Annotated in this window: 13 protein-coding genes; 5 read left to right on the top strand and 8 right to left on the bottom strand. The window is 67.8% G+C overall.

Features of this window, described 5'->3' with window-relative positions:
• Positions 1-119: 119 nt before the first annotated feature.
• Complete coding sequence (locus tag ACHMXB_RS16515; RefSeq protein ID WP_395400050.1) at positions 120-1043, top strand: GerMN domain-containing protein; 924 nt, start codon at positions 120-122, stop codon at positions 1041-1043.
• Here the strand turns inward: ACHMXB_RS16515 and ACHMXB_RS16520 are convergent.
• On the bottom strand, positions 1040-1912 hold the full coding sequence (locus ACHMXB_RS16520; protein ID WP_395400052.1) for an isocitrate lyase/phosphoenolpyruvate mutase family protein: 873 nt from the start codon (positions 1910-1912) through the stop codon (positions 1040-1042). The two genes, ACHMXB_RS16515 and ACHMXB_RS16520, sit on opposite strands and share 4 nt — an antisense overlap.
• A 123-nt stretch (positions 1913-2035) precedes the next feature.
• On the opposite strand from ACHMXB_RS16520, the gene ACHMXB_RS16525 reads away from it, so the two are divergent.
• The 3 genes from ACHMXB_RS16525 to ACHMXB_RS16535 all read left to right on the top strand — a co-directional run bounded on the left by ACHMXB_RS16525 (position 2036) and on the right by ACHMXB_RS16535 (position 4383).
• The gene (locus ACHMXB_RS16525; RefSeq protein ID WP_395400054.1) at positions 2036-3331 is read left to right on the top strand and encodes a PLP-dependent aminotransferase family protein; all 1296 of its coding nucleotides are present in this window, start codon (positions 2036-2038) and stop codon (positions 3329-3331) included.
• A 53-nt stretch (positions 3332-3384) separates the two neighbouring features.
• Positions 3385-3816 carry a universal stress protein gene (locus tag ACHMXB_RS16530; RefSeq protein ID WP_395400056.1) on the top strand — a complete coding sequence of 144 codons (432 nt, stop codon included), beginning with the start codon at positions 3385-3387 and terminating at the stop codon, positions 3814-3816.
• A 225-nt stretch (positions 3817-4041) separates the two neighbouring features.
• On the top strand, positions 4042-4383 hold the full coding sequence (locus ACHMXB_RS16535; protein WP_395400058.1) for a hypothetical protein: 342 nt from the start codon (positions 4042-4044) through the stop codon (positions 4381-4383).
• Positions 4384-4396: 13 nt separating this feature from the next.
• On the opposite strand, the gene ACHMXB_RS16540 is transcribed toward ACHMXB_RS16535, so the two are convergent.
• The 5 genes from ACHMXB_RS16540 to ACHMXB_RS16560 all read right to left on the bottom strand — a co-directional run bounded on the left by ACHMXB_RS16540 (position 4397) and on the right by ACHMXB_RS16560 (position 10226).
• Entirely contained in the window at positions 4397-5026 is a 630-nt protein-coding gene (locus ACHMXB_RS16540; RefSeq protein ID WP_395400059.1) for a phosphatase PAP2 family protein, read from the bottom strand.
• Between the two features lie 87 nt (positions 5027-5113).
• Positions 5114-6649, bottom strand: a complete 1536-nt coding sequence (locus ACHMXB_RS16545; protein WP_395400061.1) for a dihydrolipoamide acetyltransferase family protein — start codon at positions 6647-6649, stop codon at positions 5114-5116.
• 85 nt (positions 6650-6734) lie between these two features.
• Positions 6735-7715: an alpha-ketoacid dehydrogenase subunit beta gene (locus ACHMXB_RS16550; RefSeq protein WP_395400063.1), complete on the bottom strand. Its 981-nt coding sequence runs from the start codon at positions 7713-7715 to the stop codon at positions 6735-6737.
• Positions 7715-8959: a pyruvate dehydrogenase (acetyl-transferring) E1 component subunit alpha gene (gene pdhA / locus ACHMXB_RS16555; protein ID WP_395400065.1), complete on the bottom strand. Its 1245-nt coding sequence runs from the start codon at positions 8957-8959 to the stop codon at positions 7715-7717. The genes ACHMXB_RS16550 and pdhA overlap by 1 nt, the downstream gene beginning before the upstream one ends.
• A 148-nt stretch (positions 8960-9107) precedes the next feature.
• Positions 9108-10226: a histidinol-phosphate transaminase gene (locus ACHMXB_RS16560; RefSeq protein ID WP_395400067.1), complete on the bottom strand. Its 1119-nt coding sequence runs from the start codon at positions 10224-10226 to the stop codon at positions 9108-9110.
• Positions 10227-10285: 59 nt separating this feature from the next.
• On the opposite strand from ACHMXB_RS16560, the gene ACHMXB_RS16565 reads away from it, so the two are divergent.
• Positions 10286-10714: a phage holin family protein gene (locus ACHMXB_RS16565; protein WP_395400069.1), complete on the top strand. Its 429-nt coding sequence runs from the start codon at positions 10286-10288 to the stop codon at positions 10712-10714.
• On the opposite strand, the gene ACHMXB_RS16570 is transcribed toward ACHMXB_RS16565, so the two are convergent.
• Both ACHMXB_RS16570 and ACHMXB_RS16575 read right to left on the bottom strand, forming a co-directional pair.
• Positions 10668-12278 (bottom strand): hypothetical protein, encoded by a 1611-nt coding sequence (locus ACHMXB_RS16570; protein ID WP_395400071.1) that lies wholly within the window; start codon positions 12276-12278, stop codon positions 10668-10670. The genes ACHMXB_RS16565 and ACHMXB_RS16570 overlap by 47 nt on opposite strands.
• Positions 12278-12736, bottom strand: a complete 459-nt coding sequence (locus tag ACHMXB_RS16575) for a hypothetical protein (RefSeq protein ID WP_395400073.1) — start codon at positions 12734-12736, stop codon at positions 12278-12280. The genes ACHMXB_RS16570 and ACHMXB_RS16575 overlap by 1 nt, the downstream gene beginning before the upstream one ends.
• Between the last annotated feature and the right edge of the window lie 4 nt (positions 12737-12740).

Here is a 12740-nt window from a genome sequence, read left to right on the forward strand (position 1 = left end):
TGACACCCGGACACCGTTCCCCGGCCCGCCGCCCCGCCGTAACGTTGATGTACGGGACGTGCCGGGGCAGGGAGTGCGGTGCAGTCATGAAGTCGAGCTGGGGAGTCAGACCGCTGACGATGGCGGTTGCCGCCTTCTGTCTGACTCTCCCCTTGTGGCTCGGCGCCTGCGCCCCGCTCCAGCAGAACGCTTACGACGCCGGGCCCACCGCCGCCGCGGCACCCGAACCCCGCCCGGCTCCTCCGGTAAGCCCGCCCGAGGAAGCCGGCGCGCCTGCCGCCCCCGAATCCAGCGCGGAGCCCGGGCTTGGAGCCTCCGGCCAGGGTGCCGCTGGCGCCGGCGCTACAGGTCAGGGGACGGCTGCCGGGGTTTCCGAATCCGTTCCTCCGGCCGGCCCAGCTGCTCCGTCCGCCGACCCGAACCCCGGCGGCCAAGCTGTCGGCGGATCAGGGCCGGGCGGGCCCGGGCCGGGCGGGCTTCCGTCCGCCGGCGTCGCCGGTCCGGACACCCAGGCACAGCTGCCGGGCTCCGGACTGCAGCCCGCGCCTGCCTCGGGGGCTGCGGCCGGCCCGGCTGCCGGCGGCCCCACGGCCGGTCCGACGGCGCCCGGTTCCACCTCGCCGGGGACTGGCATTGGCGCGGCCGCCGGCACCGCGGTTTACTACGTCGCACTCGACGACGGCGGAACGTCCGGCGTGCGCTTCGGCTGCAACGACAGCCTGGTGGCCGTGCACCAGGCCGACTCATCCAAAAGCGAGCCACTGCAGGCCGCCATGAGCAGGCTGCTGTCCGGCCCGGGCGCACCGCCCGCGAGCGGACTGTATAACGCCCTGTCAGCTTCCTCGCTCCAGTACGTGTCCGGCTACCTCGACGGCACCACCGTGGTGGTGAACCTGACCGGCGCAGTGCAGCCGGGCGGCGTCTGCGATCTTCCGCGGATCGAAGCACAGCTCACGCATACAGCCGTCACGGCCGTGGGTGCCGTCCGGGCGGAAATCTACGTCAGCGGCGTGCCGCTGGCGGACGTTTTGGGCCTCCGTTAGCCCTCGCCTTCCCGTGAGAACAGGGCATCCATGTCCGCATGGCTCGGCGAACCGGCGAGCTGCGACCAGTTGCCGTCGCCCAGGATTTCGGCAGCCACCCGGGAGACTGTTGCGTAAGCCGCCTTCGCCGCATTGCCGCCGATACTAACGCGCCGCACACCGGCGTCGTGCAGTTCGCCCACTGACGCCGATCCGACGCCGGCAAGGGCGTTCAACGGCGCCGCTATCCGCCGGCTCAGCTCATGCAGGATGTGGAGGTCCGTCACGCCGGGCACGAAAATCCCGTCGGCGCCCGCGGCAAGGTAGCCCTCGGCCCGCGCCAGCGTCTCGTCGAAGGCGGAGTCCCCGAACTGACCGGAAAGGTACGTGTCCGTCCGGGCATTGATGAAGAGGTGCACCCCCGACTCCGCGGCGATGCTGCGGACCAGCCTGATCCTGCGGGCCTGCTCGTCCACGCCCGTGAGGGACGCACCGCCTGAGTCCTCGATATTCACGCCCACGGCGCCGGCCGCCAGCACCGCAGCGACAGTCTGCCGGAGCAGGCCGTCGTCGAAAGTGCCGTCCGCGCCCGCATACCCGGCTTCGATATCCGCCGTGACCGGGACACTTGCGGCCGCGGCAATCCTGCCGAGCGCGTCAAACGCCAAGCCCGGGGGAACGTGGCTGCCGTCCGGAAATCCGAGGCTCCACGAGATGGCCGAACTCGAGGTGGCGATCGCCCGCGCCCCGGCCTTCTCCACGAGCCGGGCCGATGCTGCATCCCACACGTTCACGAGCACCAGCGGAACAGCACCGCCCGCGTGCATCTGACGGAAGGCGTCAGCCCTGGCGGGCTGGGACAGTGCGGGCTGGGGCTCGAGTGACGTCATGGCTCCATTCCATGCCTTGGTCAGCCGAAGGTAAAGGTGCCCGGCGGCCCCAGTTCCCGATGTTCCAAAACTCTAGTAAACAGCTGTTGCCTGATCAGCAACCTATGGCTGTACTCTGGGACTGTGACCCACGAGACACTCGACGCCGCCGCAGCCATCCTCCCCGCCGAAGCCATCGACGCCATCGAGCGGGCCGCGACATCAGCCCACCGCCACGAGGAACTCTTCTCCGAGCGTGCCGCGAACATCAAGCAGTCGGCGGTGCGGGATGTTTTCGACATCTCCATGCGGCCGGGCCTGGTCTCGCTGGCCGGCGGCAGCCCCTACCTGCAGTCATTGCCCCTCGAAAAGCTTGCCCGGACGGCCGCCCGGATCATCGCCGAGGACGGCCTCACTGCGCTGCAATACGGCGGAGGCCAGGGCACCGAGGAACTGCGCACGCAGATCTGCGAGGTCATGGCCGCCGAAGGCATCCTGGACGCCCGGCCGGAGAACGTGGTGATCACCGCGGGCTCGCAGTCCGCACAGGACGTGGCCACCAAGGTGTTCTGCGACCCTGGCGACGTGGCCCTGGTGGAGGAACCCACCTACGTGGGGGCGCTCAACACGTTCGAGGCGTACCAGGTCCAGGTGGAGGCCGTGCCCATGGACGACGACGGCCTGGTGCCTGACCTTCTCGAGGCCAGGATCGCGGCGCTCCAGACGGCCGGGAAAAACATCAAGTTCCTTTACACCATCCCCAACTTCAACAACCCGTCGGGCATTACGCTGGCGCAGGAGCGCCGGCAGCAGATCGTGGACATCTGCCGGCGCGCCAATATTCTGGTGCTGGAGGACAACCCTTACGGCCTGCTGAGGTTCGACGGCGAGCCGCTGGCTCCGCTGCGCGCAGAGAACCCAGACGACGTCATCTACATGGGATCGTTTTCGAAGATCTTTGCCCCGGGATTGCGTATCGGCTGGGCCCTGGTTCCGGCCCACCTGCAGCGCCGCTACTATCTGGCCTCCGAGGCAGTGACGCTCTGCCCGCCCACACTGAACCAGATGCTGGTCTCGGCCTACCTCCGCGACTACGACTGGAAGGGCCAGATCGAGACGTACCGCGGGCTGTATGCCGAGCGGTGCCACGCGATGCTGGCGGCACTGGAGAAGCACATGCCCGAGGGGCTCAGCTGGACCCGGCCGCAGGGCGGATTCTTCGTCTGGGTGACGCTGCCGGAAGGTGTGGACACGTACCCCCTTCTCCACAAGGCAATTGATGCCGGCGTCGTCTTCATTCCCGGCGCAGCCTTCACTCACTCGGACGCCCCGTCGAACAAACTCCGCCTTGCTTTCAGCGCCGTTCCGCCGGAGGCCATCGCCGAGGGCGTGCGGCGCCTGGCCCCGGTGCTGCAGCAAGCCATAGACGCGTTGGCCTGAGCTGCGGCCGGCGGGACATCAGATCATGCTGGATATTCAAAGGAGATAAGGCTATGGCGGAAACCATTGTTGTGGGTGTGGACGGAAGCGGTACCGCGCGCAAGGCAGCGGAGGTGGCACGGGATTTGGCCGGCGCGCTGGGTGCCCGGCTCCATGTCGTGTCCGCGTTCGATACCGACCGGACCGAAGTCTTCGGCAGCGGCAGTGACCGGTGGATCGTGTCGGACGCCGGAGAAGCTGAAAGGGTGGCCCGGGAGGTGGCGGCTGCCCTGGCGGGCGGCGACCTCAAGATCACCTATTCCGCCGCACGGGGCAAGCCGGCCGAGGCCCTGGTCAGGGAGGCGGACCGCCTTGAGGCGAAGATGATCGTGGTGGGAAACCGCCGCATGCAGGGTCTCGGGCGCGTGCTGGGCAGCGTGGCGAACAGCGTGGCGCACAGCGCCTCCTGCGACGTCTACATCGCAAATACCTACGGAGCGGACTAGCCCAGCGCGGGCTAGCCACAGCGCGGGCTAGCCACAGCACTGGCCTGACTCGGGCAGGCCTGCACACCGCAGGCCTGCCCGGCGCAGGCCTGACTTGACGCGGATCACCCCGGCTGGTGGGCAGTCTCACCACGTTTTCCGGCAATCCGGCAAGGCCTGAAAGATAAAATTGGAGGTGCCCCCGATGATGCGGACAAACCCAAATCTACCTCTCAGGGGAGCACTGTGCTTACACTCCAGCGTCGCCACCTCGTCGGCCACGACATACTCCTTGCCCGCCACGGAAACCACATCAGCGCCATGCGCGTGGACCGCTCCGCGGGCCGTGTGATCGCCCTCCTCGACGACGGCTCCGTGGACAGCGCCCCGAACCTCATCTCCCCCGACCTGCAGCTGCCGGACACGCTGAAGAGCGTCCTGCGCGAGGACTGGAAGTTCCTCACGCTCGTGAGCTCCGGCATCGCCGCCGTTTCCGGCGTCATGCTCGCCGCCGCGATGAGTATGGCGAACATGTCCGCCGATCCTGCGATGGCCCAGCTGCTGGCCACCTCCTACGCCGCCTACTAAGCCGGTCCCGGCGTCAACCGATCCGGACCAGCACCTCGCGGAGTAGCCACCACAGCCCGGCGGTGACGCCGCCGCCCACCAGTGCCCCCGCTACCACCTGCGCCACCGTATGGGCGCGCAGCACCACTCGGGACCAGCCCACAGCGGGAATCAGCAGCAGCAGCGGAATCCACGGGACGCCCAGGATCAGCACCGCGATGACCGTTGTCAGTGCGATCGCCCCGGCGTGGCCGCTGATTTTCCAGAACAGGCTGATGACGGCGAGTACCACGACGCCGCCCACTATGGCCAGCACCACCACGATGACGCTATACGGCGCGTTGATGGCCAGAAGCACCGCCAGCCCCGCAAGCAGTGACACCACCGTCATGGCAAGCACCGGTGCCCGTTGCTTGCGGTTACTGACGTGGTGGTCCGTCACCTTGCCCAGCCGGACCAGAAGGACGACGGCGGCCAAGGGCAGCACGCACACAAACAGCACCGCCACGGCGCCGAACCACACGGTGCCCGGAAAGCCGGGTTCCAGGGCCGGGCTGAGGAGCAGCAGCAGAGCCACGGTGATGGGCGGCTGAAGCGCCTCCGTGATCACCCGGGCAACGCGGTTCTTCGCGCGGATGCTCATGATCCCGCGGTCCTCACCCATGGGAAACCCCGTCCCTGACTGTCCGGCCCTCCCCCCTTTCCCCGGAGGGTACCGCTCTGGGGACCGCCAGTCGAGCAGCAGGGCAGGTCAGTCGAGCAGCAGTGCCGGCTCTTCCAGGATGGCGGCGACGTCGGCCATGAAGCGGGCTGAAAGGTCGCCGTCCACCACGCGGTGGTCGAAGGATCCGCCGAGCGTGGTGATCCAGCGCGGAATGACCTCGCCGTCCAGGACCCACGGCTTTTGCTTGATGGTGCCAAACGCCACGATGGCCACTTCACCCGGGTTGATGATGGGGGTTCCGGTGTCGATGCCGAGGGCGCCGATGTTGGTCACCGTCAGCGTGCCGCCCTGCATCTGTGCCGGCTGGGTCTTGCCGGCACGCGCGGTGGTGGCGAGCTCATTGAGGGCCAGCGCGAGTTCCTTGAGCGACAGGTCCTGGGCGTTCTTGATATTCGGTACCATGAGCCCGCGGGGTGTGGCCGCGGCAATGCCAAGGTTCATGAAGTGCTTGATCTGGATCTCCGCGGAGTCGCTGCCGTCCGCGCTGTCCACCCAGGTGGCGTTCACGCTCGGGTTCCGCGCCGCGGCCCAGATGACGGCCTTCGCGAGGATCAGCAGCGGGGAGACCTTGATGCCCTCGAAGTCGCGCGAAGCCTTGAGCCGCTTGACGAATTCCATGGTGCGGCTGGCATCCACATCCACGAAGATGCTCACGTGCGGCGCGGAGAACGCCGACTCCACCATGGCCTTCGCGGTGGCCTTGCGGACGCCCTTGACCGGGACCCGTTCGATCCGCTGTTCCTGGGGACGGCCTGACCTGCCCCAGAACGTGTCAGCCTTGTCCAGTTCCGCATCCCGCTGCGCCTGGTAGCTGACCAGGTCCTCGCGCGTCACCTCGCCTCGTGCGCCCGTGGCCACGACGTCGGCCAGGTCGATGCCCAGGTCGCGGGCAATCTTCCGCACCGGCGGCTTGGCCAGAACCCTGTTCATGAGCCCGGAAATGGCCCCACCCAGCGTTGGCTTGTCAGTCTCGAGAGCGGGGGTCCACTCGGGCCGCCTCGTCACGGCAGGCGCGGCCGCCGGCCCGGCACCGGCCGGACCGTCCAAGAGCGCATCCTTCGCGGACCGCGGCTGGACAGGCTCGACTTCCGGAGCGCCGTGGACTGCATCTGCCGGAATCGCCGGTCTGGTCTTGCGCGGGCGCCGCTTCACGGCGTCAGCCTTGGGGCCTGAACCCACCAGCGGACCGGCGGCCAGGCCGCCGTCGGCAGCTCCATCAGGGGCAGCTTCGCCGTCGGCCGGGAGCTTTCCGTACATCAGCGCCGGCTCAGTCACCTCGACGGCCGGCACCGGCGCGTCGGCCGGTGTGGGGTCGCCGTGCATGGTGTCAGAGACGCTGATGATGGCGGTCCCGACGTCGACCGTCGCGCCTTCCGGGACCAGCAGTTCGGTGACGGTGCCGGCAAACGGCGACGGGAGCTCGACGAGGGACTTGGCCGTCTCGATCTCGCACAGGACGTCGTTGATGGCCACCTCATCGCCCGGCTTAACCTTCCACGAAACGATTTCTGCCTCGGTCAGGCCCTCACCGACGTCGGGGAGGTTGAACTTGTTAAGCGTCATGGGATCCTCGGGTTCGAATGCTCGGGCTTCGGGAGGTGCGGAGCCGGTAGGCGAAAGGGTCAGTAGGTGCCGGTGCGCGGCGGCGTCAGTACGCGAAGGCCCGGTCCAGCGCCTCAAGGATGCGGTCGATGTCCGGAAGGTAGTCCTCTTCGACCTTGGCCACGGGGTACGGCATGTGGAAGCCGCCCACCCGGATGACCGGCGCCTCCAGCGAGTGGAAGGCCCGTTCGCTGATCCGCGCGGCGATTTCACCGCCGATGCCGCCGAAGGTGGGAGCCTCGTGCGCCACGACCAGCCGGCCCGTCTTCTTGACGGAGGCTTCAATGGCGTCAAAGTCGATCGGCGAGATGGAGCGCAGGTCGATCACCTCGATGCTGCGGCCGTCCTCCGCCGCGGCATTGGCGGCAGCCAGGGCCACGGGGACGAGCGGGCCGTAGACCACCACGGTGGCGTCGGTTCCCTCCCGGACCACATGTGCCTTGAACGGATCCTCGGCCGGGCCGGCTGATTCCGTGTCAACCTCGCCCTTGAGCCAGTAGCGGCGCTTCGGTTCGAAGAAGATCACCGGGTCCTGGCAGTTCACGGCCTGCTGGATCATCCAGTAGGCGTCGTGGGGGTTGGACGGCGTGATGATGCGCAGCCCGGGGGTATGCGCGAACAGCGCCTCCGGCGACTCGGAGTGGTGCTCGATGGAGCCGATGCCGCCGCCGTAGGGGATGCGGATGACCACGGGCACAGTGAGGTTGCCGTTGCTGCGCGAGTGCATTTTGGCCAGCTGGGTAGTGATCTGGTTGAAGCCGGGGAAGACGAAGCCGTCGAACTGGATCTCGGCAACGGGCAGGTAGCCCCGCAGCGCAAGGCCGATCGCGGTTCCGATGATGCCGGATTCCGCGAGCGGGGTGTCCACCACCCGGTCCGCTCCGAATTCGCCGATCAGGCCGTCGGTGACGCGGTACACGCCGCCGAGCGGGCCGATGTCCTCGCCCATGAGCAGGGACTTGGGGTTGTTGCTGAGCGTGGCGCGCAGGCCTTCATTAATGGCCTTGGCAATGGTCATGGTGGTCATCAGCGGCCTGCCCCTTCTCCCTCGTCCCCGCCGGCAAAGCCCGCGCTGTACTCTTCAAACCAGGCCAGTTCCTCGGCCACGAGAGGGTGCGCCTCGACGTAGGTGTTGGCAAAGGCAGTCCTGATATCCGGTGCGTCCGACTCATAGGTGGACTTCCGGATGTATGCGGCCAGTTCGTCGCCGTCGGCGGCAACCTGGGCGAAGAAGGCGTCATCGGCCATGCCCTCAGTGCGCAGGTACTTCTCCAGTCGGTCCAGCGGATCCTTTTCGCGCCAGAGGGCCTCTTCCGAGGACTCGCGGTACTTCGTGGGGTCGTCGGCTGTGGTGTGCGCGCCCACGCGGTAGGTGAACGCCTCAATCAGCACCGGCCCGTTGCCCTGGCGTGCGTGCTCGAGCGCCCACTCGGTCACGGCGTGCACTGCAACGACGTCGTTGCCGTCCACGCGGATGCCCGGGAAGCCGTAGCCCTTGGCGCGGTTGGAGAGCGGGATCCGGGTCTGCACAGCGGTGGGCACGGAGATGGCCCAGTGGTTGTTCTGGCAGAAGAAGACCACCGGGGCGTTGTACGAGGACGCGAAGACCATGGACTCGTGGACGTCGCCCTCGGAGCTGGCACCGTCGCCGAAGTAGACCATGACGGCGGCCTTCGGCTCGGCCGGGCCGTCGACGCCATGGGCGCCCTCCACTCCTTGAGCCGCTGCCAGCCGCTGGTCGCGCTGGATGCCCATGGCGTACCCGACGGCGTGCGGCGTCTGCGCAGCCAGCACCAGCGTGTACAGGTGGAAGTTGGTGTCCTTGGGGTTCCAGCCGCCGTTGGAGACGCCGCGGAACTGCTTCAGCAGCTCGGCCAGGTCCACGTTGCGGGTCAGGGCGACGCCGTGCTCGCGGTAGGTGGGGAAGATGTAGTCCTGCGGCTGGCTGGCACGCCCGGATCCGATCTGGGCTGCTTCCTGGCCCGTCAGCGGAACCCACAGGGCCAGCTGGCCCTGCCGCTGCAGGGCCGTGGCTTCCTGATCGAAGCGGCGAATGGCCGCCATGTCCGCGTAGAAACCGCGGAGTTTTTCGGCGTCGAGACGCTCGGCATACTCGGAGAACACAGAGTCGGTGCCTAATGTGCCGTCGGGGCCCAGAAGCTGGACCATTTCAGTCGAAGGCACGCCCAGGGCCGCCTCGGCCTGCGCCTCGAGCTGGTCGTCCAGTTCGGTTCCATCGAACTCGGTGGAGGGCAGATGTGTTGCGCCCATACCGTCTCCTTGCCTGCCGCATCCGGATGCGTTGCAATGTCGCTGGGATATATGCCTGACAAGGAATGCATTCCCGGCGAGGCATATATATTTGGCTTACTGTTCCTTACTTTATCCGGCGTAGGTAGCGCCGGCTGTTTGTTAAGCGCTAGGAACGGCGTGGCGGTTTTGTGTAGACCGCACAGAGTTCCAGGAATCGCGTGTTCGCTTCCACTTCGCCGATGCTGACCCGGACACCTTCATTTCCGAAGGCGCGTACGGACAGCGCGTGTTCCCCGGCAAGCTGGGCGAACTCCGCGCTGTTCTCGCCAAGTTCGAGCCAGACGAAGTTCCCCTGGGCGTCCGGAACGAACCAGCCGAGGTCGCGCAGACCTGCTATTACCCGGTCCCGTTCCTCCACCAGGCTTTGTACCCTTTCTACAACCTGGCCGAAATTCTGCAGGGACACGACGGCGGCCTGTTCGGCGATCTGCGAGACGGCGAACGGGGTGGCGGCGACGCGCAGGTGCTGGGTGAGCTGGGGCTGGGAGACGCTGTAGCCGACCCGGAGGCCGGCGAGGCCGTGGGCCTTGGAGAACGTCCTGAGCACCGCCACATTGGGGTACTTGCGGTACATCCGGATGCCGTCCACCGCGTCTTCCGCGCGGACGAACTCCTGGTAGGCCTCATCGATGACCACTACAACGTCCGACGGCACGGCCTTGATGAAGCGCTCAGTTTCTTCGGCGGTCAGGATGGGGCCCGTGGGGTTGTTGGGGGTGCAGAGCAGGATCACCCTGGTCCGTGCGGTCACGGCCGCGGCCATGGCGTCAAGGTCATGGCGGCCGTCAGCCGTCACGGGGATCCGCACGCTCTCTGCCCCGGCGAGCCCCACGCAGATGGGATAGGCCTCGAAGGACCGCCAGGCGTAGATCACTTCGTCGGGCTTGCCGTCGTCATTCTGGCCGGCGAACGTGGTCAGCAGCTGGGTGAGGGCGCCGAGGCTGCCGGCACCGGTGACAATGTCCTCGGCCGGGACGTCGAGGAATCCGGCGAGCGCGGTGCGCAGCTTGGTGCTGAGCGGGTCCGGGTAGCGGTTGAAGTCCGTCTGGGCGGCTATGGCCTCCACCACGGCCGGGATGGGCGGCAGCGGGTTCTCGTTGGACGACAGTTTGTAGCTTGCCAGGCCGTCAACGGCGACGGGCGGCTTGCCTGCAGCGTAGCGGGGCAGCCGGTCAACCACCGGTCGGGGCCTCAGGCCCCCCGCCATAGTCTCTGGTGAAGTCATGCCATCTAGCCTATGCCCCTGACTGCCTGCCCAACCTTGCGGTGTGACAGCATGGGCGCATGCGGTCTTTCATCATGCGCGTGATCATTAATGGACTGGCGTTGTGGATTGCCAGCTGGATTTTGCCCGGCCTGGATATCTCCACCACAGCCACCACGGAAGCTGTAGCCAAGACAGGGGTGAACCAGGGAACCGACGCCGCCGGTATTGTCCTCGCGTACCTGTTCATCGGACTGATTTTCGGCCTGGTCAACGCCTTCGTGCGGCCGATCGTCAGCTTCCTCTCCCTGCCCATCACCATCCTGACGCTGGGCCTGTTCACCGTTGTGATCAACGCCGCGATGCTCTACCTCACCTCCTGGATCAGCGGGTACACGCCCGTGCACTTCACCATCGATTCGTTCTTCTGGACCGCCCTGCTGGCCGCCATCATCATCACCGTCATTTCGCTGGTGGCAGACCGGGTCCCCGGTGCCCGCCACCGCTGACACCCATGCCCGGCAGCCCGCGGGCCCCGCGGAGTTCCGGGCGGACTGACTGCCCGGGAAGGATTGCCCTGCCCGGACCGAGTTGGGCCGGACCGGGCCGGCTAGGACCGGAGCTGCCCAGCCCGGTCTGGCCCAGCCCGGGCAGTGACGGCTGCGGAATGGGCGCGGGCGGCCTCGGTGCACGAACGAGCTGAAACCGGGTAACCCTGGCCGTTCCGCCCGCACCCACCACCCCGGCAAGCGCGGCAGTGGACGCCGCCAGCGAAGGATCCGGGCTCGCCGAGACTGCCCGGGCCCCCGCCTCATAGTCGCTGAGCCTGTGCCCCGGGCCAAGCCCGCCGTCCTCACCGGCGGGCGTCCTGACCAGACCGTTGAGCGTCACCGTCACCCGGTCCCTCGTGTCCGGGTTGGGAAGGCCCTCGCTTCCGGGAACCCAGTCTTGCCGATGCTCCAGATGCAGGCTGCTGACGCCCGGCTCCGGAGTTATGGCTCCGACCGGTGATCCCGCGGTCAGCACGTACTTGAGGTCATATTCGGCAAGGAACGCCTTGTCCTGGCTCAGGTTCATCGCGTGGATTCCGCCTTGGCTGTAGCCCACGGCCACCATCTGGTCCCCGGCCTGAGCACCGGCCTGGCGCAGGGCCGCCCGGATGGCTGCGGCCGTGTACTCGGACCCGTACCCCAGCGATTCGCCGACACCGGCCTCGTCGAAGGGGTTGGGGCCACCCATGTTGCCGGGCTGGGTTCCGGGGATGACGACGATGAACGCGTCCCTACCCCCGGTGGTTGTCTGGATGATCTCGATTCGGCCGGGGCCGGCGTCTGCCACCTCCCCTGCCCGGGCTAGGAGACCTGCCGGAGAGGCGTCCAAGGCAATCTCGCCGGAGCTTTCCTGCAGCGCCTTCACGGGCCGCGGCTTCAGGTCGGGCCTTACTCGGTCCAGCAGCAGGCGGGCCAGGACGGGCGCACTGGAACCCCCGCCGGAGGCAAGCGCCATTTTCACGGCGGCATCCATCTCACCGGACGGCATTCCCAGAAGCGCGGCCAGGAAGACACCAGCCACCAGCGGATCGCTCGATGCGATCGCCTCGGCGCTTGCCCTGTTCGCGCGCCAGTCCCGCCAGTCCCCGGCCAGGGCAAAGTCAACCGCCTGCCGCCCCCACAACCATGGTGCGTCCCAGTGGAGATGTGTGATGAGCAGGTTGGCCGCCTCGGCGGCCTTGTACTCGAGGTGGCAGGCACGCACACCGCCGGCCAGCCGCTCCAGCTCATTCCGCACCGCGGCCACGGAACGCTGCCCTTCCCAGACGGCAGTGAGGGCCCCGGCACCGCTGGCCGGATCCTCCCGCTGGTAGCTTCCCAGCGATTCCCAGACCCGGTAGATGCCCAGCTCGACAGCCGCCAGGTCACGGGCGAGCACATCCAGCTCGCGCGCCCCCGCATCCAGTTCCTCGAGCTGGAAGGAGATCCCGCCTACTCCGCCGCGCACGGAAAGGACAGCATTGGATGCCGGTTCGACGGGGCGGAGCTGCCCGCCGCCTCCGTCCGGCCTGGCCTCGGCCATTAGTACCCCCCGGCGGCGGGAAGGGCAGACTCGGCGACGTGGACGGAGTGCCGGCGCAGGGCGAGGGCGGCCGCCAGCACCCCTTCCCGGGCCCGGCAGAGGGCAACCGCCTGTACGCGCAGGCTGGACCGGTAGGCGAGCCCGGCAGGCGACTGCCAGTCCATCAGCTGGAGCTGCGAAAGCCTGGCCTGGACGGCATCAACTTGCTCCGCGCATGCTTCAACCCGCCCGGCCAACAGCTGGACTTCGTAACTGCGCGACGAACATGCCGCGGCGTCAGCCGCCATGACGCTGGTGCTGCTCGCCGTGATGCTGTAGCTCATCGCCGTGACGCTGATGCCCACCCGGATACCGTCCATCCAACTGCGGGCCGGCGCTCCGGCGCCAGCCCTTTCCTTGCTTCCTGCCCACGACGCTAAGGCGCCGTCGCCGCCGACGGAACGGCCGGCGTCGTCCATGTGG

Source organism: Arthrobacter sp. UC242_113, from assembly GCF_044054585.1.
Classification (GTDB): domain Bacteria; phylum Actinomycetota; class Actinomycetes; order Actinomycetales; family Micrococcaceae; genus Arthrobacter.